Origin of the sequence: Clostridium saccharobutylicum DSM 13864 (assembly GCF_000473995.1) — a bacterium.
Taxonomy (GTDB): domain Bacteria; phylum Bacillota; class Clostridia; order Clostridiales; family Clostridiaceae; genus Clostridium; species Clostridium saccharobutylicum.
In genome coordinates this window covers 2,189,376-2,210,133 of sequence record NC_022571.1, presented here as the reverse complement: position 1 = coordinate 2,210,133, position 20,758 = coordinate 2,189,376, and the positions used below count along the sequence as shown (strand labels likewise).

The following is a 20,758-nucleotide window of genomic DNA, read 5'->3' as shown; positions in this document are numbered from 1 at the left end:
TTATCTATGATATCTCCCCAAATTATTCTTTTACCCAGTAACTACTACAATCATTAGAACGTTCAATAAACCCATACTCTATTAAGGCTCTCCTAATAGTGGCATAGTCCTCATATATTCTTTCTAAAATTCTATTTACTTCTTTTTCAGAGTACTTCTTTCCTTTTGAAAAATGCTTAACTATTTCAGATAAAACTATTATTTTCTTCTTTTCCTTAGCAGGAAAAGTTTTTATCGCTCCACTTTCATCCATATAATTTTTAATTGTACTTTCTCTTTCCTTATCAGTAATGTTATATCTATCATCTATGGTCGTTGCTATTTTATGGGCATCACATAGATTATCCTTATCTAATATACTTACCTTCTTCTTTGTGTTTGATGATATTAATTCCATCATTGCTAAAAATAATCTTGATTGCTTCTCTTTTTCACGTAATTTATAACGATGATTTCTTATAGTAGATTGTGCTACCCCTAGCTTTATGGCAATTTCTTTATCAGTTAATCCTGATGCTATTAATACTAACAACTCTCTTTGAACCTGTGATACCCCTATAAATGCTGGGTTCATTCTTAATAAATATTCTAATGTAGAGCCATGCTTCTCTAATATATGAAGTTGAGTGGCCTTTCTTGAATCATAAAGCATAGAATCTATTTCATATATTCTTCCCTTTGTAAATTCCTCCTCACAAATTATACATTTATAACTCTCTTCCAGCTCAACATATCCTCTTTTTACCTCTTCAATAGTTGCATCCCAAAATACTTCTTTATTATTTTCGTTCATATTATTCAACACCCCTTCGCATCTATTTATGCGTTAATTATATGCCTTTTTATACTTATGTCTATATATATATAAACTTTTTAGCATTTAGTCTATATTTTATTCAATATTATTACCAACAAAAAAGTAACCCTATATAAGAGCTACTATTTTTATTATCTGTATTTATTATTTACGCTAATCAGTGATAGTTTGATTTACTATATTAAAAATTTAAAAGAAACCGCATTTACCTATGATGCGGTTTACAGTATCAATATCAAGTGCTAGCACTTTTTCATCACTAATTATGCATGAAATACCTTTTTATATATTCTTATTTTTTACTTTCAACTTGCTATATCATAATAAATTTCATTAATTTTCACTTAAGTGGTCAAAAATAAATACTAAGATTCATTGTAATGTTGTATACATGAAAGGGTAACTTTATATCCGCAAACTGCCTCTACATATTGTTCATAAATACTTCTTTTACTTTTCTGTAAAATAATTACCAATAAAATATATAACACTTCCAATACTAAGAACTATGAATATATTTAAGCTAAAGATTACAGTTTCATCTACAAACTTGAATATAGCAATCCATGTACAAATCAATAATACACATATCATCCAATATGTAAAGTATTCTTTAACTTTACTAAACTTAGAAGTTCCCTTAAAACAAGTTTTTTTGAGCGAAGCAAGTATTATAACGCTAAAAGGAATTACAATCAAACATTGAATAATTAATTGAAGGTTGAAGTCTAGATAAAATGTAAAATTATTAAGTTCATGAGTTTTAAATAGAATGGGGGTTAATTTTTGTAGAATATATTTAGTAAATGATAATATTACTATAAATATTCCTGTATACATAATATATTGGCTACTACGCGATAAGAAATTATAGCTTGATTTATAAGTATTTACTATTTCTTCGCAGTAATGCCTAATGTCAGTTGTTCCTATCATGGATTCAATACTCACTCCTTGTTGCTGAGCATTCAAAAAGCTATCTAATATCTGTTGAAGAAATTCTTCTGCATCTCTTTCTTTTAAATTTGATGTTCTTATATAGATTATAATATCATCAAATATTTTTCTGTTTTCTACAGATAAATTTTCTGCTGCTTTATTTAATTGTTTGGCTAATAAACTTACGCTACTCATTTAAATCACTCCTTAATATTTTTTCAACAGATTTGGAAACTTTACTCCATGAACTACAAAAATCCAATAATTCTTCTTGTCCCAGTTTTGTAAGAGAGTAATACTTCCTTTTTGGTCCCAGTGGCGAATTACGACTAACCGACGACAAAAAACCATTTTTCTCCAAGCGAATCAATAATGGATATAAGGTTCCTTCGGATAAATCATCAAAACCACTCTCTTTTAATGAACTATATAATTCATATCCATAAGTTTCATTTTTAGAAATTATTTTAAGAATACAACCTTCCAAAATTCCTTTTAATAATTGAGAAGAATTTGCCATTTAGTATCAGCTCCTTGTACTGTAACTTAGCACTACATTGTAATGCAACTTAGTAGCTATATTGTATTGCAAGTATGTTGCTTTGTCAAGTACCGAAAAATACAAATACTTTTTTATTGTGTACAAATCCTTATTTACAGAATTTATTATCAAATTTCTTCTTAATACAAAATAAGAAGGAGAATCTTCACCATCTGGACTTGGTTCTCCTCCATTACTTAGGTACATTATTAAGTTATAATTTTCTTTATATCAAAAAAACAGTGAACCCAATACATCTCTAAACTCATTGCATTTACTCATCTGTAGATACTGAGACTTGTTATTTTCTTCAATATGCCTAATATCTAAAAAATAAGTTATAATAAATATTAAGAATACATTTTGCCTTAAATATTTGTAATTTAAAATGGAGGTTGTCTATGAATAAAAATGATAAAATTAAATTAACCAAGGAACAACGTGAAGATATGATTTCTGAAATTAAAGAATATTTTTATAATGAAAGAGATGAAGAATTAGGTGATTTAGCTTCAAGCAAAATTTTAGACTTCATTATAGATAAGCTATCACTAGAATTTTACAACCAAGGAGTTTATGATTCTTATCAATATATGACTAGAAGTATTGATGATTTATTATCAATTCAAAAGTTCTAACTTTATTATTTAACAATTAAATAATAAAGTATCATCATCATAAATTTTTTTCTCAGTAAAAGTTGTTTTATTTTTGCTTGTCCTCAGTTTTACCTGATGAGCATACAGAAATGGAACAACTTTTATTGGATAAAAATCCGTAGAACAATTATAAATAAACAAACTATGAACTAGATTCAAACTTTGAAATATATCCTACACTAGAAAGAAGCTGTATTCTTTTTCAGAGTGTTGCATTGATAATTTGAATGTAGGTATTTCTTCAGTAGAAGTTGTCCCATTCTTGCTTGTACTCAACTTGTTTGAGGAGCATGCAAGAATTGGTACAACTTGTGCTGTTAGAAATCCACATTCCAATTATCTAGCAACCGAGAAAAAGAATACAGCTTCTTTCGGTAAATTATATCATAACTCTAAATTCTAAGTTGTTTATCTATAAAAATAATTTTATAATGTGACACCTTTTTTTAAAATTGCAAGTTCTTTAAATTTATTAATTTCATTATTAACAAACTTTCCACCTGCAACATCAATTATAAAATTCATTAAATCTTCTGTTACATCTTCTAAAACTCTGTCTTCAACTAAACACCCTGCATTAAAGTCCATCCAATGTGGTTTTAACTTATAAAGTGCTGAGTTAGTTGAAATCTTAATTGTAGGAACAAAGGTTCCAAATGGAGTTCCTCTGCCTGTTGTAAATAGTACAATATGACATCCCGCTGCTGCAAGTGCTGATGCTGCAACTAAATCATTACCAGGTCCACTCAATAAGTTAAGTCCATTAGTTTTTAGCGTTTCCCCATATTTAAGTACATCAGCTACAGTTGATTTCCCTGATTTTTGTGTACATCCTAATGACTTATCTTCAAGAGTAGTTATTCCACCTGCTTTATTACCTGGAGATGGATTTTCATATATTGGTTGATTATATGACATGAAATATTCCTTGAAATCATTAATTAAATGTACAGTCTTATCGAAAGTCTCCACATCTTTTGCTCTATTCATAAGAGTAGTTTCTGCTCCAAACATCTCTGGAACTTCAGTAAGTATTGTTGTTCCGCCTTGAGATACTAAGAAATCTGAAAAATCACCTACTAATGGATTTGCAGTTATTCCTGATAAACCATCAGACCCACCGCATTTTAATCCAACCTTCAACTTAGATATTGAAATAGATACTCTCTTATCCTTCTTCATATTCTCATAAAGATCTTTTAAAATTTTAACGCCTTCTTCAATTTCATCAGAAACTTCTTGAGATACTAAAAATTTAATTCTCTTTTCATTATAATTTCCAAGTGACTTTATAAACTCTGACATTGTATTATTTTCGCATCCAAGGCCAAGTACTAAAACTCCACCTGCATTAGGATGTTTTGCTAAGTTTCCAAGCATAGTTCTTGTAGCAGCATGATCTTCACCAAGTTGAGAACATCCATAATTATGCTTAAATGCTTCTATTCCATCAATGCCTTCTGGTTTTACTTCTTCTTTAAATCTTTCAATTATTCTATCTGCAATTCCATTAACACAACCAACAGTTGGCACTATCCATAGTTCATTTCTTATACCAACATTACCATCTTCTCTCTCATATCCTTCAAAAGTAAGATTTCTTTTTTCCATTGAAATTTCAGATAATTGTTGATTAAACGTATATTCTTTTACTCCATCTAAGTTTGTTTTAATATTATGAGTATGCACCCATTCACCAATTCCAATATTTTTTATAGCATGCCCAATAGGATATCCATATTTAACTACATTTTCTGAATTCAGAATTTTTTTAATAGCAATTTTATGTCCTCTTTTAACATCTTCCTTAAGTTCAATTTTATCACTATCTATTTCAATAATTTCACCCTTAAATAAATCTTTAAGTGCTACTACTACATTATCTTGTTCGTTTATCTTAAAATAACTTTTCATCCAATCTCATTCCTTCCTTTAAGGTATGCAATTAAAGAACTTCTTTAATTGATTTCTTCATTCCTTTGATTTCAATTAAACTTAGATATCTTGTTACTTCAGAAGTTAAATTTGGAATTTTATTTAAGTTTCTACCCCAATTTTTTTCGTATCCTAGAACTGTTTTAACAATGTTTTCAAGTCCTGCTTGTGTTCCATCATAATTTTCCCATAATCCTTTATATAGCTCTAAGATATCTGCATCATCTGCAAGTTTAATATCTTCATTTCCTCTTTTACCTTTGTAAAATTCAATTAATGATGCTAATGAAAATACTAATTTCTTAGGAAGTTCTCCTTTTCTATTTATAAATTCAGTTAAACTTGGTAAATCTCTTGTTTTGTATTTAGACATTGAATTCAATGCAATACTCATTAAATAATGTTTAACATATGGATTTTGGAATCTTTCTATAATGTTATCTGCAAATTCAACTAATTCTTCATGAGGTAAATCTAATGTTGGTATAATTTCGTCATAAATTAATTCATGAACATATTTACCTATAACTTCGTGGTCTACAGATTCTCCTACTGTTTCCAATCCATAAAGGTAAGCTACTGGAACCATTGCTGTGTGAGGTCCATTTAAAATTCTAACTTTTCTTGTTCTATATGGAGTCATATCATTAACTACTTTTACATTTAACCCTGCTTTTTGAAATGGCAATTCATTTTTAACAAATTGTGGCCCTTCAATAACCCATAAGTGAAATATTTCTCCAACATCAACTAAATTATCATCATATCCAAGTTCTGCTCTTACTTCATTAATTGTATCTCTTGGATATCCTGGAACTATTCTATCTACCAAGCTACAGCAAAATGTATTATCTTTATTAATCCAATTTACGAAGTCTTGTCCTAAATTCCACATATCGGCATATCTTAGCACAATTTCTTTAAGCTTTTCACCATTTCTATCAATAAGTTCACAAGGTATAATTATAAATCCTTTATCCTCTGCTCCACCAAAAATTTTAAATCTTTCATATAAAAGAGCAGTTAATTTTCCTGGATAACTCTTTTGACATACTTCATCTAACTTATCATTTTCATCAAAAGCTATTCCAGCCTCAGTAGTATTTGAAATTATAAATCTCATTTCAGGATTTTGTGCTAATTTTAAATATTCTTCATAATCTCTGTATGGGTTAATCCCTCTGCTTACACTATTTATAATTTTATGTTTTTTTTCTGCCTTTCCATTTTGAACACCTTGAAGATAAAGTGTATATAATCCATCTTGATCATTTAACATATCTATAAGTCCATTTTCTAATGGTTGGACAATAACAACACTTCCATTAAAGTCTGCTATTTCATTCATTTTATCTATTTGCCAATCAACAAATGCTCTTAGGAAATTTCCTTCTCCAAATTGTATTACTCTTTCTGTATAAGTCTTAAATTTTTTATATGATCCCTTATTTAACTTCATTTTTTTATTCCTCCAAATCAGTATTTAATTTTATCTAATCACATGAAAATAAGTAATAATTTCAATATACAATTCACAATGCGTATACTAACAAAGTTATATATTATGCACCGTCAAGTATTCACCAATACAATGCACACGTTAACAAAATTGAAGATAGTTAAGAATCTGTCTATAAACAAATTAATATTTAAATTTATTGGAGATAGAATATACTTAAATTTTGTTTCAAGACCTCTTGTGTCCTATCTTCATATTTATTTTATAATTAACATGCGCTAACAATTAATTTATATATTTCGTTACAATCCAATATATTTATATTTCAATTCAATTTATCTTTCTATTCCTTGTTTCTTTCCTATAAACTCCATTAATTGATCATAATGTGGATATCCTTCCATGTCTCCTTGAACTAATGTTGCCATGGCTCCAACACCATTTGCATACTCTCCAATTTCTTTTAGTGATAAATTTTCTAAATATCCAGATAAAAATCCTGCTGCAAAGCCATCGCCTGCTCCTGCAGTATCTTGAATAATATCAGATACATTATATCCAGGTATCACTATTCCTTCTTCTCTAGTCTTTATATAACATCCGTCTGCACCTAATTTAATAGCTACAATTTTAGCTTCCTTTGATAAGAAATAATCTGCAACTTCATCTTTATCTTTTAATCCTAATAAAAGTTCCGCTTCATCAAGACCTGGCATTACAATATCCGCTCTATTTGCTATATCTATTAAAACTTCTTTTGCTTCTTCAAGTGTCCATAATTTTAATCTTATATTAGGATCAAAAGATACCAACACTCCATTTTTCTTAGCAATATCAATTGCTTTGTAAACTGCTTCTCTGCAACTTTGCGATAATGCAGGTGTTATTCCTGTTAAATGAAGAATCTTTGCATTTTTTATATATTCTTCATCTATATCTTCTGGCGAAAGGCTGCTAGCTGCAGAATTTTTTCTATAATAATACACATTAGGATTGCTTCTTTGATAATGTTCTTTAAAAAGTAATCCAGTAGTTCTTTCTTTATCAACTAAAACTTTTGATGTATCTACACCTTCTGCTCTTATTGAATTAACAACAAATTTACCGAATTCATCATCTGATACTTTTGAAAACCAACCAACAGTATGATTTAATTTAGCAATTGCAGTAGCAACATTTGATTCTGCTCCACCAAGAGATTTAGCAAAGTTATGAATATATCTTAATGGTCCAGTTACATCGCCATTAAATACAACCATTGATTCTCCAAATGTTACAACGTCCATACTATTTGATCCCCTTTGCTTCTCTGTATGCATCCATAAATCTTCTAGCTTCTTTTTCTACTGCATCATAGTCTCCAGTTTTAGCTCCTTTAGTTAAGCTTCCACCAGTACCTACAACTACAGCTCCAGCATTTATCCATTCATGTAAGTTTTCAACTGTTACTCCACCAGTTGGCATAAAATCTCCTTGTGGAAGAGGTCCCTTAAATGATGAAATTACGGATGGTCCATATAAATTAGCTGGGAATATTTTAACTACATCAACTCCATATTCAAAAGCAGTAATTGCATCTTTAACTGTCATTACCCCTGGCATAACTAGAACTTTGTATTTATTGCAAAGTTTTAAAGTTTCAACATCTAAACTTGGACTTACTATGAATTGTGCACCTGCTAAAATACAAGCTCTTGCTGTTTCAGTATCTAAAACTGTTCCAGCTCCAACAATTACGTCTGTCCCATTATACTTTTCTGCAACTTCTTTTATTAGTTCTACTGGATTTGGAACTGTCATTGTAAGTTCCATAATTTTAATTCCCCCCTTTGAAACTGCATCGACAATTTTTAAGCCTTGTTCTTTTGAATCGCCTCTAACTACAGCCACAACACCTGCATCTATAATACTTTTTAATACTTCTTCTCTTCTCATTTTGCACCTCATAATCATTTTAATTTTTCTATTTATCAAGTAAAACTTGATTCAGGTTTAGCTTGATCCTCATCTGAATCTTAGTAGTGATAATACATTGCTTGTCTACTATGTACTATCACAATATAAATTAATTACATATTAAAGTAATTCTTAGCATTGTTATAACTAATATCAGATACTATTTGTCCTAAACCTTCAATATCATTTGGTAACTCACCATTTTCAACCCATTCTCCAATTACATTGCAAAGAATTCTTCTGAAATATTCATGTCTTGTATAAGATAAGAAACTTCTTGAATCTGTAAGCATTCCTACAAATGTACTTAACATTCCTAAATTGGCTAATGATTTAATTTGTGCTTCCATTCCTAATTTGTGATCATTAAACCACCAGGCTGAACCAAATTGAATTTTTCCTTTAATTCCATCTCCTTGGAAACATCCAAGCAAAGTTCCAATTGTTGCATTATCATTTGCATTTAAGCTGTAAATTATAGTTTTAGGAAGAGCATCTTCACAGTTTAATGAATCTAATAATCTTGAAAGTGGAATTGCAACTTCTGTATCGTTAAGAGAATCAAATCCAGTATCAGGACCTAGTTTTTCAAACATCTTAGTATTATTATCTCTTACACAATTCATATGTAGTTGCATTACCCAGCCTAAATCATGATATAATTTTCCAAAATATTTTAAGACAAATGCTCTAAATTTATTTTCATCTTCAAATGATACTTGTTCACCTTTTAATACCTTATCAAATATTTTGCTTACTTCTTCCTTTGAAGCATTTCCAACTGGAACAAAATCTAAAGCATTATCCGAAACCCTGCACCCAACTTCATGGAAAAATTCAACCCTATTTTTTAATGCTGCTAAATAATCATCAAAGTTTTTTATTTTGCAATTATCAGCTTGTTCCAATTTTCTAAACCATTCTTTAAAAGTATCTTTGTTTATTCCTAACGCTTTATCAGGTCTAAATGCTGGTAATACTTTTACATCGAACTCCTTGTCCTCTTTAAGTGCTAAATGATATTCAAGAGAATCTACTGGATCATCCGTTGTACAAATAACTTTAACATTAGATTTTTTTATTAACTCTCTTACAGTAAATTCATCAGAATTAAGCTTTGCATTTACTTTATCCCAAATAGCTGAAGCTGTTTTTTCATTTAAAACTTCATCAATTTCAAAAAATCTTTTAAGTTCTAAGTGTGTCCAATGATAAAGTGGATTTCCTATAGCAGCTGATATTGTTTTTGCCCATGCTAGAAACTTTTCATAATCAGTTCCATCTCCAGTTATATATTTTTCATCTATTCCATAAGTTCTCATGGCTCTCCACTTATAGTGATCACCATAAAGCCATACTTGAGTTATATTTTCAAACTTCCTATTATCTAAAATCTCTTTTGGATTAATGTGACAATGATAATCTATAATTGGCATTTGCTTTGAATACTCATGATATAATTTTTCTGCTGCCTCATTGCTTAATAAAAAACTTTCATCCATAAATTTTTTCATATTAAATCCTTCTTTCTAGTTTTGTTCACGTTAACAATTTATTGTTGTTAACGTGAACAATCTTATATTATTACTACTTTCTGTCATTTATTATAATATTATATTAAAAACAATGCAATACCTTTTGTTAGCGTTAACAATCGTTGAGCATTTAACAATTTAAATCCAAAATATCACAACATTTCATTTACTATAACTTCCTAATATTTTTTTATTCTAAAAATCCATTTTCCCATTTTCCATCTTCTAAATCTTTTGCTATTCTTCTATATTTATCATCTGGTAAATTATATAATAAGCTAACTATTATAGCTGCCATTCCTAATGCTAATGCTGGATATAATGTCATTGCGCCTTTTATTCCTAATAAAGTTTTTTCACTTTGCTCAGCATTTGCTACATATCCTGTTAAACCTAATACTCCTGCACTAACAAGTGCTGCTACTGATTGAGCAATTTTTCTTGAAAAGTTAAATGCAGCATAAGTAATACCTTCTTTTCTTATTCCAGTATGCCATTCACCATAATCTATAGCATCTGAAACGAATGCCCATGTAACTCCATTTGGAATAGCTAAAGCTACATATCCAATAGTAACAAGTATTATAAATGAATAAATATTTGTTGGTAATATAAAGTTCAATCCATTAGCTATAACCCCAACTATGAAACCTATCATTGCAGTTTTCTTTTTACCAAACTTTTTAACCATCTTTGGTATTAAAGATATACCTACAACAGAACAGCCAATCATTATGAAATTTATAATAGGTTGAAATCCAACACTTCCTAAATTATATTGACAAAAGAAAATCATCATTTGATTATTAGTATTCATTGCTGATATTGTAAATACAGTCATAAGAATTAAACATAATAATGGTCTATTAGTAAAGACAACCTTTGCATAATCCTTAGCAGTTGCTTTTTCAGATTTACCTGATCTATTAACTTTTACATGTTCCTTAGTATTTCTAAAACATATATAAAATGAAATTACTCCTATAAGAGCCATAATTCCAGCTGCTATTGGATATCCTATTCTAGGATTTTTAAAACTCATAAGAAGAGGTACGAAAGCTACTCCTGTTATTAATTGTGCACCTAAAGATCCTGCTTGTCTAAATGTTGCTAATTCACTTCTCTCCTCAACGTCTCTTGTCATAACAGATGCTAATGATCCATAAGGAACATTTGTGAACGAATACATAACGCCCCAAATCATATATGTTGCATATGCATATATAATTTTTGTTGTCATTGATACATTAGGCATAGTAAATGTAACAACTGTAAGTATTGCAAGAATTATACTTGAAATCATCATTACTGGTCTAAACTTACCACTGCTACCGATATTCTTTCTACCATCTATTGTTGATCCAGCAAGTGGGTCCATAAATGCATCAAATATTTTTGTAATTGAAAAAATACCAGCAACTGCACCTGCTCCTATTCCACATGCATCAATAAAGAATTTTGTAAGGTATGCTTGTCCCAAATCAAACATAAATCCATTACCAAAATCTCCAAAACCATATGATATTTTTTCTTTCAAACTTAGTTTAACGTCTTCATTTTGTGTAACATTATTGTTTTCAACATTATTATCCTTAATAGTATTAGTTGAATTGCCCATTATAACTTTTCCTCCTTATTTAATTATAATTAATAAATGTTTTTTTTATTTTATAAATTAAATTTTATCCTATTTATTACCTCACTATATCCTTCTTCATTTAGTAATGTTTTTGGCTGTGGCATCATATCAAAAGTTTTTCCCCAAGATGGACCTCCATTATATTTAGGTACTATATGAAAATGTAGATGTTGCATTGTATCTGCAAATGCTCCATAATTTATTTTATCTGGATTAAAGATTTTTTGAATAGCTTTTGCTACTTTTCTAACATCCTTTATGAATGCAGCTGCTTCTTCCTCTGTTAAATCTGTAATTTCACTTTTATGTTCTTTAAAAACTACATTACATCTTCCTTTATAAGTCTGCTCCTTAAATAAGTATACTGTTGATACTTCTAAATCACAAATCTTAATCATTATAGAATTTAGATCTTGATTCTTTGAACAATAAAAACAATTTTCATCAAAGTTCATATTTTTTTCCTCCTCAAATAATTAATTAATTTCATTTAAGATATTATAAAGTATATCTTAAATTGTCATTGTTCACGTTAACATTAAGAATTAATATATATTATTGTCTATTTGTTATAAATATTCTTAACCTCAAAAAATTTTATCAATAAAATTTTTTAATTTTAAACCTTCTTATTTATATTAAGAATTAAAAACATATTATCGTTAACGTGAACAAAAAAGAATTCAACTTTCTTTTGCTTACAATAAAAGTATAATATCGTTTTCAAAATAATGCAATACTTTTTTGTTCACGTTAACAATATCTTTTGTAATAATTAGCAATATCTTCTTACTAATTACTATTTCTATTATTCTTTTAAATGAGCTACAGATTCTCTTACTATAAGTCTTGATTCAATATATACTTTTTCCTTATCAACTTCTTTATTTTTTATTAAATTAAGCAAGCTTATTCCACCATATTCACTCATAGTTAATGAATCTTTTTTCACACTTGTTAAAGTCGGAGTTACATAACTACAAAAATTGCTATCATCAAAACCTATAATTGAAATATCCTTCGGAACATTTAAATTTTGCTCAGCTACAGCCTTCATAGCCCCTACTGCTATATCATCATTAGAACAAAATACAGCTGTTGGTCTATCTTCTAACTTTAATAGCTTTAACATATTAGCATATCCACTTTCTAAATTATATCTACCGCTTACAATATAATTATCATTTATAGAAATATTATTATCTTCTAAAGCCTGTATATAACCTTTTTTTCTATATAAACTAGATTCAAATTCTTTATTACCTTCTATTAATGCTATTTTCTTATGATTGTTCTTAATAAAATAATTAACAGCATCATAAGATCCTTTTGTATCATTTGACATTATATTTATAATATTATCATTTTCTATAGATCTATTAATAACAACAGTAGGTATATTTTTTTCAATTATAGTATTTATAAATTCATCATCATTCTTACTTTGACTCACTACTATTATTCCATCAAAATTCTTGTTATCTATTGGATGAGAACTTTCATAAGTATCAATTCCTCTAATGACAAGATTATATTCTTTATCAATAACTTTACTGATTCCCTTTATTATTTCATGAAAGAATGTATCAGATGTTCCTTCACTAATTGATGAAAAGAAAACTCCTATAACATAAGATTTTAGTAAAACTAAACTTTTGGCATTATAATTTGGAACATAATTAAGTTCTTTTGCTAATGCCTTAATTCTTATCTTTGTTTCCTCATTTATATATGGACTATTATTTAATGCTCTAGATACCGTTGTATGAGAAACATTTGCAAGTTTTGCAATATCTTTTATAGTAACACTCACCTTTTTTACACTCCCTAATCCTTTTTCTTAATTTCTGCCAATTATTAATAATCTGCTTTATCTACTTTAATAGTAATTATACAATAATTTTACGGCTTTTGTATATCTGAAGCCACACATTTTTTATTCATCTGTATCTCTATATATAAACTTAATATTTATGATATAACTTACCAAAAGAAAAATATTTAAACCATATATTTCAGCATTAATAAGTGCCAGAAAAGAAATTGTAATATTAGGGTATATAACTGTTGAAACTCAAACAATACTGGATAAAGATATTGTTGACTCAGAAATTTATACTAAAAAAGCAAATTCAAGCTTCGAATAAATGATTGGATGTTTTAAAAGTTTAAACTCCTACTTAAGAGAAAATCTTTAAAACCTCTTCAATAAAACTACTTAATTTATTAGATAACAACTTCAAATATATTTTTATCTTCTATAAAATATCGGCTATTGTTATATTGTTTGTTTTCATTAAAATTAAATATCAATAGATGTCCATCATTTAAGCCTTCTATTTCAAGATAATTTTTTAATTGGCTTAATCCTTTCTTATGTGCTTTATCTCCATGCCAAATTTTTGTCTCTATAACATATTTACATTTATTATATTGAATAACTATATCTAATCGCCTTTCCTCAGAAATTTGAACTTCCTTATAATCAAAGCCTACTCCATTAATTATTGGTTTAATAAATGCTAAAAACAAAAGCACCCCTTGTCTTTCTAAAAATTCCATATCACGAGAACTATAATTTTCTTTCATAAACTGCTGAAATCTTAATAATACATGTTCCATATCAAGACTATTGTCTTCCTTGATAAAATTATCCTTAAAATTATATTTAGACATTGACATAGTATCTGTTTTAGATATCATGTAATTATAAATAACTTCCTTAAAAATTTGATTTGAAACAGCTATATTATTATTTTCATCTTTCTTTAAATATCCAAACATATGCCCTAAATCTATAATAGGATTATTTATATTGTATGATATTGGCAAGCCACAAATTAATATGTTATACAAACACTCATAAAGTTTTGAATTATTTTCAAGATTTTTGATTAAATCATCAAATAGAGTATTTTTATCTTCTAACAATAATTTTACAGCTTTTTGTATATCTGAAACTGTCCATTCTCTTTTGCCTTCACATAATAAATCCCCATCAACAATTTGACATATCCTTGATATTAAAAATGGATATCCTGAAGTAAATTTATATATCTCTTTGCTAATTGCATCTATATCTAATAATAAATTGTTTTCCTTATTATAATCACTTAGCATAGTGCTTATTTCTTTTTTGCTAAAACTCATATCCACATTAAAATTAACTGCTATATTCCATGGTGAATTATATCTTATCTCAGAATAATATTTAACTTTTATCTTCAAGTTTTTAATATCATATACTCCAGCTAATATAACTGATTTGAAAGTTGTTGAAAGTTCCTGTTCTCTACTTAAATATAAAGATCTAAGCATGCCAAGAAAGCTTAAAAATAATCTATTATTAGAATTCTTATCAACTTCATCTATAATAAGTATAATCTCATTATCTTTTGTCAAATCCATTATTGTATAAGAAAGTTCTGTGAGCGTTGAAACTTTTTTTACATCCATATTTATAAATCTACACATAAAATTTATAAAAGTGTTGCAAAATCTTTCCTCAGATTCAAAGTCTTCTCCAATAAGTTCAAAATCCATTCTTATTACTTTATATTTACAACTTAATCTTTTATATAATTCATTTAATGTTGTTGTCTTTCCAAACTGCCTAGGTCTATTTATAACAAAGTAAAATTCCTCATCTACAAACTTTTCTATCTCATCTATTTTTTTTGATATATCCACCATATAATGTTTTCTTGGTATACATACCCCTGTTGTATTGAATCTTTTTTGCATCATCTCACTCTCCCTTTTCAATCATGTATGCTAATCATACTGTATATTTTTTATGCAACTGTACATCTGTATTTTATAATACTATTGTTTCATCATCTAAAACAAATAATTATGTACTCTATAATTATAATATTTCCTCAATTATAACATAAATTTAAGTACTCCTATGTTTTTAGCAAATTAGCTTCGCTCATGATTCCTGTTTCCTTAAATGAAAAGTGCTATTGTATACTTATTAATCTTGTTACAAAGTTATGAAGTTGCTCCTTTTCCTAATGCTCAATTAAATGATATACTATAATATGAATTTAACTAAGGCACAATCAAATAAATAACAAGTCCATTTGCCATGGATATTTTGGACTTGTTATTTATTTTCATGTGCCTAATAAACATAAGAGGTAATTTAAATGAAAACAATAGTACCACATTACTATAAAGATTTTAAATGCGCTGCTTCAAAATGTACTGATACTTGTTGTGCTGGATGGGAAATTATAATTGATGATGAAACCTATAAGCATTATGACAATGTATGTGGTGAATTTGGTGAAAGATTAAAATCTAACTTAACATTATATGAAGATGGAGAGCCTGGTTTCTTATTACAAAATGATAATTGTCCATTTTTAAATAAGAATAATCTTTGTGACATCTATACTGAACTTGGAGAAAATTATCTTTGCTATACATGTAAGACATACCCAAGGTTAATAGAGGAATACTGTAATTTACGTGAAATAGGAATATCTTTATCTTGTCCTGAAGCTGCAAGATTAATTCTTCTAGATTCTAAGCGCGTTACTTTTGAAGTTTCAGACGATTATGAAATGAAAAGTACATATGATGATATAAATTTTGATATTTCGGTGCATATAATATGCGCTAAGAAAATGGCCTTAGATATATTACAAAATCGTTCTATGAGCTTAAATCATAGAATTGCACTATTGATTAATTTTGCTCACGATATTCAGGAAGAAATAAATGAAAATAATTTGTCTAAGATTACTGATATAATAAATAAATATTCACAGGAGCATTATCAAAAAGAACTTATTAATTCATTTGATAAGTATAGAATGAAACAATCTGATAAGTATGACAACATGCTTAAATGTATGAACATATATAAAAACCTTAATCCTATTAATGATAAATGGCCCAAAATAATAGAGCATGCTATTAACTGTTTTCATAAAACATATGATATTGATTTTTATCAAAAACAGTATGATGATTTTAATGAATATTATAAAAATAAAACCTATCAATATGAACATTTAATGGTATATTTTATATTCCATTATTTTATGAAATCTGTTTTTGATGACGAATTATACTCTAAAGTTACATTAGCTGTAATGAGTTATCTTATTATTAAAGAATTAAATGTTGCACGCTGGATTGATAATAAATATAACTTCGATATAAATGATCAGATAGATATAATGCATATGTATTCTAAAGAAATAGAAAATTCAGAAAAAACCCTTTATGATCTTGAGGAAATGTTTAACATGAACGAAATATTTAATTTAAAACAACTACTTATTTTAATAATGAATTAGAAATAGGCAGTCTACAAGATTGGATACCCTAAAATTGAAATATATTCTATTAACTTTGTTTAAAAGGCAGTAAATTCATTTTTTATAAATTTACTGCCTTTTATGCATAAGTTTTGTTACTTTTAAAAGTTACATTACGATTTACATTAGTTATTTATCTGTAATATATAACGTCTTCCGCTTTGCCTTCATTTTTTATTAAAACATATTATGCTACTTTTTATAATGCTATTAAAATGATACCTTGAAGCTCTCCTTCCACCTTTCACTATCCTCTTTAATTCCTTACCGAAGCAAATTGACTATTATAAAGTTGCTCATAGAATCCTTTTTCTTTCATTAATTCTTCATGGTTTCCTTGTTCTATAATATTTCCTTCATTTATTACTAATATTAAATCTGCACTACGAATTGTTGAAAGTCTGTGTGCAATTACAAAACTAGTTCTACCCTTCATTACATTCTTCATAGCATTTTGAAGCATCAATTCTAATCTTGTATCTACTGAACTTGTTGCTTCATCTAATATAAGAATTGCAGGATCTTTTATTATAGCTCTAGCTATTGTTAATAATTGCTTTTCTCCTTGTGAAATATTAGACGCTTCTTCATTTAAAAACATATTGTATCCATCTGGAAGAGTTTTTATAAAATGATGTACATTAGCTATTTTAGCTGCCTCTATAATTTCTTCTTTAGACGCTCCAAATCTTCCGTATTCTATGTTGTCGTAAATAGTTCCATTATGTAGCCATGTATCTTGAAGTACCATTCCAAATAATGAACGTAAATCCTCTCTTTTCATATCTCTTGTATCTATTCCATCTATTTTTATTGACCCACCTTGGATTTCATAAAATCTCATTAAAAGATTTATCAATGTAGTCTTACCTGCTCCTGTGGGACCAACTATAGCTACCATTTGTCCACTTTTCACTTCTACACTAAAATCCTCTATTAAAGCTTTTTCCTTAGAATATCCAAATTTAACATTTTCAAAAGTAACTTTTCCCTTTGGATTTTCTAGTTTAATCGAATTATCGTTATCTTGAACTTGTTCCTCTTCATTTAATATTTCAAATACACGTTCAATTGCTGCAAAAGCTGCTTGTATTGTAGATGATAGTTGAGTTACTTGAGAAAGCGGCTGATTTATTTGCCATATATAACGTATAAATGCTTGAAGATTACCTATTGTAATTACTCCACTTATTACATAAATTGCACCTATAATCGCAGTAACTGCAATTCCTAAATATGTTATTAGAGATACAAGTGGTGACATTATACTTGATATAAATTGGGCTTTAAATCCAGTTACGCAGAGTTCTTCGTTTATATTTTTAAAATCTTTTATTGCATCATCTTGTTTTCCATATAATTTTATTTCATTAAATCCAGTATACATTTCTTGGACTTTACCATTCAATTTTCCAAGTGCTTTTTGCTGGCCATAAAATAATCCTTGTGATTTTGAAACTATAAATTTAGATACCAAATAACTTAATGGTATTATGAATATGGCAATTAAAGTCATATTTATATTAATAGTAAACATCATGGCAATTGCTAGTATTAACAATAAAACTCCATTAACTACCTGACTAAAACTTTGTTGAAGTGCATTAGATATACTGTCAATATCATTTGTAATCCTACTTAATATATCTCCGTAACTATTTTGGTCAAAATAACTCACTGGTAGTTTTCTAATTTTATTTTGAACTGCATTTCTTAAATCTCTCATAGTATTTTGAATAGCATTAGTTAATAAAAAACTTGCAGTATATGTTGATCCTGCACTAAGTATATAAATAATAGCCAAAACTATAAGAACTCTTATAATATAGTTAAAATTAACTGCAGCCCCTGGAATTTTGTTCATTATATTAATTGAATCAGTTTTAAGCTGTGTTAATATCAATCCTTCGATTACTGGTGAAATTGACGTAAATACGGCTGCAACTATTACCAATAAAACTCCACCAATAAATGGTGCTTTATATGGTTTTACAAAAGGAGCAATTTTCCTTATATTTTCTGTAAACTTCTTCATTATGCTAATTCCTCCTCTGTAAGTTGAGATGCTGCGATTTCATAGTATATATTACATGATTTTAATAATTCTCTATGAGTTCCTTGTCCTACTATCTCGCCTTCATTTAATACTATAATCTTATCTGCCTCCATAATAGAGCTTATTCTTTGTGCTACTATCAAAACTACAGATTCTTTAGTTTCATTTTTCAATTTACTTCTTAAGCTTGCATCTGTCTTAAAATCTAAAGCTGAAAAACTATCATCAAAAATATAAATCTCAGGTTTTCTGACCACTGCTCGTGCAATTGATAGCCTCTGCTTTTGTCCACCAGATACATTAGTTCCACCTTCACTTATTATTTCATCAAATTTCTTAGGCTTATGTGAAATAAAATTATATGCTTCTGATATTTTAGCTGAATGTTCAACTTCAGTATTATTAGCATTCTTTTTACCAAATCTAATATTACTGCCAATAGTCCCTGTAAATAATAACGTCTTTTGAGGTATGAACCCGATTTTTTTACGTAATGATTTCAAATCATAATCCCGTGCTTCTACTTCATCTATTTTAATGCTGCCTCTTGTAACATCATAAAACCTTGGGATTAAATTAATTAAAGTTGACTTTCCACTACCAGTACTTCCTATAAAAGCAACTGTTTCTCCTTTTTTAGCTTCAAATGAAATATTCTTAAGTACAGGTTCTTCCCCATCTGGATATGTAAAAGTAACATTGTCAAATTCTATTCTTCCCTTGATTTTTGTATCCTTAACACCTTGTTTAGGATTCTTTATAATTGGCTCTTCATCTAACAATTCTTGAATTCTATTAGCTGAAACCTGTGCTTTAGGATACATTATAAATACCATAGAAAATAACATAATAGAAAACATTGCATGAAACAAATAATCTATAAATGCAGCTAACTGGCCAACCTTAAGAGTTCCTACATTTATCATTTCACTTGAAATCCAAAATATTGCTATTATTGCTATGTTTAATAAGAAAAAGAATAATGGCTGAGAAACTGCCATTAGCTTATACAATTTTTTAGATATATTAGTATAACTATTATTTGTTTCTTTAAATCTCTTTCTTTCATGATTATCATTTCCAAATGCCCTAATTACTCGTATTCCAGTTAAATTCTCTCTCGAAATAAGATTTAATTTATCCAAACCTTTTTGCTGAATTTCTGACATTGGTTCAGATAATTTAGCTATTAATATAACACCTCCTATTATAAATGGTATTGTTATAGCTAGTACTAAAGTTAATGATAAGCTTGTTTTAAAAATCATAACTAAACTGATAATAAACATAATTGGTGCAAGCACTGCAGTTCTAAGCAATGTATTCACGAACTGAAGCAATTGGAAAGCATCATTAGTTGTCCTTGTAATCATTGATGACACTCCAAACTTATCATATTCACTATGTGAAAATTTCTGAGTCTTTATAAAAATATCATTTCTTATATCCCTAGTCATGCTTGTAGAAATCTTTGCTGAGCAATATCCTAGCAATATAGTTCCCATGACACCAATTATTGAAATCACTATCATTATAAGTCCCATTTTTCTTATGTATGATATGTCATTATAAGCTATACCATTATCAATAACCTTAGCCATTATTGTTGGAATTCCAAGTTCAACTAAGGCAAATCCAAAAACTGATATTACATTTAAAGTAATAAGCAATTTGTATTTTTTTAGATATTTTAACATTAATCTCATTTTGTCTTTATCTCCTTCTTTAGCTTTTTGCAAGTATATTATAAGTTCAGCCATACTAAAAATAGATGTTTAATATTTATTAAACATGAATATTTTTTATATTGATTTATTATATCTATACTGCTATTATACTATCATAAGGTATACTGTAACCGTATAGTCAAGAGGAGAATTAATTTA

16 protein-coding genes are annotated in these 20,758 nt (G+C 28.0%); 2 read left to right on the top strand and 14 right to left on the bottom strand.

Annotated features, from left to right (window positions below):
• Positions 1 to 22: 22 nt before the first annotated feature.
• From CLSA_RS09495 to CLSA_RS09485, 3 genes are all read right to left on the bottom strand, one after another.
• Positions 23 to 793 carry a DUF2087 domain-containing protein gene (locus tag CLSA_RS09495; protein WP_022745915.1) on the bottom strand — a complete coding sequence of 257 codons (771 nt, stop codon included), beginning with the start codon at positions 791 to 793 and terminating at the stop codon, positions 23 to 25.
• 474 nt (positions 794 to 1,267) lie between these two features.
• A complete protein-coding gene (locus tag CLSA_RS09490; protein ID WP_022745912.1) occupies positions 1,268 to 1,951 on the bottom strand; it encodes a hypothetical protein in 684 nt (227 codons plus the stop codon).
• Complete coding sequence (locus CLSA_RS09485) at positions 1,944 to 2,276, bottom strand: PadR family transcriptional regulator (protein WP_022745909.1); 333 nt, start codon at positions 2,274 to 2,276, stop codon at positions 1,944 to 1,946. The genes CLSA_RS09490 and CLSA_RS09485 overlap by 8 nt, the downstream gene beginning before the upstream one ends.
• A 422-nt stretch (positions 2,277 to 2,698) precedes the next feature.
• Here CLSA_RS09485 and CLSA_RS09480 point away from each other — a divergent pair, with 422 nt between their 5' ends.
• Positions 2,699 to 2,935 carry a DUF2164 domain-containing protein gene (locus tag CLSA_RS09480; protein ID WP_022745906.1) on the top strand — a complete coding sequence of 79 codons (237 nt, stop codon included), beginning with the start codon at positions 2,699 to 2,701 and terminating at the stop codon, positions 2,933 to 2,935.
• A gap of 447 nt (positions 2,936 to 3,382) precedes the next feature.
• On the opposite strand, the gene CLSA_RS09475 is transcribed toward CLSA_RS09480, so the two are convergent.
• From CLSA_RS09475 to CLSA_RS09435, 9 genes are all read right to left on the bottom strand, one after another.
• Positions 3,383 to 4,870 carry a UxaA family hydrolase gene (locus CLSA_RS09475; protein WP_022745903.1) on the bottom strand — a complete coding sequence of 496 codons (1,488 nt, stop codon included), beginning with the start codon at positions 4,868 to 4,870 and terminating at the stop codon, positions 3,383 to 3,385.
• Between the two features lie 31 nt (positions 4,871 to 4,901).
• Positions 4,902 to 6,350 carry a tagaturonate reductase gene (locus CLSA_RS09470; protein ID WP_022745900.1) on the bottom strand — a complete coding sequence of 483 codons (1,449 nt, stop codon included), beginning with the start codon at positions 6,348 to 6,350 and terminating at the stop codon, positions 4,902 to 4,904.
• A gap of 335 nt (positions 6,351 to 6,685) precedes the next feature.
• On the bottom strand, positions 6,686 to 7,636 hold the full coding sequence (locus CLSA_RS09465; RefSeq protein ID WP_022745896.1) for a sugar kinase: 951 nt from the start codon (positions 7,634 to 7,636) through the stop codon (positions 6,686 to 6,688).
• A gap of 1 nt (position 7,637) precedes the next feature.
• The gene (locus CLSA_RS09460) at positions 7,638 to 8,285 is read right to left on the bottom strand and encodes a bifunctional 4-hydroxy-2-oxoglutarate aldolase/2-dehydro-3-deoxy-phosphogluconate aldolase (RefSeq protein WP_022745893.1); all 648 of its coding nucleotides are present in this window, start codon (positions 8,283 to 8,285) and stop codon (positions 7,638 to 7,640) included.
• A 134-nt stretch (positions 8,286 to 8,419) separates the two neighbouring features.
• Complete coding sequence (gene uxaC, locus CLSA_RS09455) at positions 8,420 to 9,820, bottom strand: glucuronate isomerase (RefSeq protein ID WP_022745890.1); 1,401 nt, start codon at positions 9,818 to 9,820, stop codon at positions 8,420 to 8,422.
• A 211-nt stretch (positions 9,821 to 10,031) separates the two neighbouring features.
• Positions 10,032 to 11,459, bottom strand: a complete 1,428-nt coding sequence (locus CLSA_RS09450) for a glycoside-pentoside-hexuronide (GPH):cation symporter (protein ID WP_022745886.1) — start codon at positions 11,457 to 11,459, stop codon at positions 10,032 to 10,034.
• Positions 11,460 to 11,509: 50 nt separating this feature from the next.
• Entirely contained in the window at positions 11,510 to 11,935 is a 426-nt protein-coding gene (locus tag CLSA_RS09445) for an HIT family protein (protein ID WP_022745882.1), read from the bottom strand.
• Positions 11,936 to 12,288: 353 nt separating this feature from the next.
• The gene (locus CLSA_RS09440; RefSeq protein ID WP_022745879.1) at positions 12,289 to 13,293 is read right to left on the bottom strand and encodes a LacI family DNA-binding transcriptional regulator; all 1,005 of its coding nucleotides are present in this window, start codon (positions 13,291 to 13,293) and stop codon (positions 12,289 to 12,291) included.
• Between the two features lie 413 nt (positions 13,294 to 13,706).
• On the bottom strand, positions 13,707 to 15,227 hold the full coding sequence (locus CLSA_RS09435; protein ID WP_022745876.1) for a GxxExxY protein: 1,521 nt from the start codon (positions 15,225 to 15,227) through the stop codon (positions 13,707 to 13,709).
• Positions 15,228 to 15,634: 407 nt separating this feature from the next.
• Between CLSA_RS09435 and fliB the strand changes: the two genes are divergently transcribed.
• On the top strand, positions 15,635 to 16,795 hold the full coding sequence (gene fliB, locus CLSA_RS09430; protein ID WP_022745873.1) for a flagellin lysine-N-methylase: 1,161 nt from the start codon (positions 15,635 to 15,637) through the stop codon (positions 16,793 to 16,795).
• 277 nt (positions 16,796 to 17,072) lie between these two features.
• Here the strand turns inward: fliB and CLSA_RS09425 are convergent, their stop codons facing one another.
• Both CLSA_RS09425 and CLSA_RS09420 read right to left on the bottom strand, forming a co-directional pair.
• On the bottom strand, positions 17,073 to 18,851 hold the full coding sequence (locus tag CLSA_RS09425) for an ABC transporter ATP-binding protein (protein WP_022745870.1): 1,779 nt from the start codon (positions 18,849 to 18,851) through the stop codon (positions 17,073 to 17,075).
• Positions 18,851 to 20,578, bottom strand: a complete 1,728-nt coding sequence (locus CLSA_RS09420; RefSeq protein ID WP_041716220.1) for an ABC transporter ATP-binding protein — start codon at positions 20,576 to 20,578, stop codon at positions 18,851 to 18,853. Before CLSA_RS09420 ends, CLSA_RS09425 begins: the two co-directional genes overlap by 1 nt.
• Between the last annotated feature and the right edge of the window lie 180 nt (positions 20,579 to 20,758).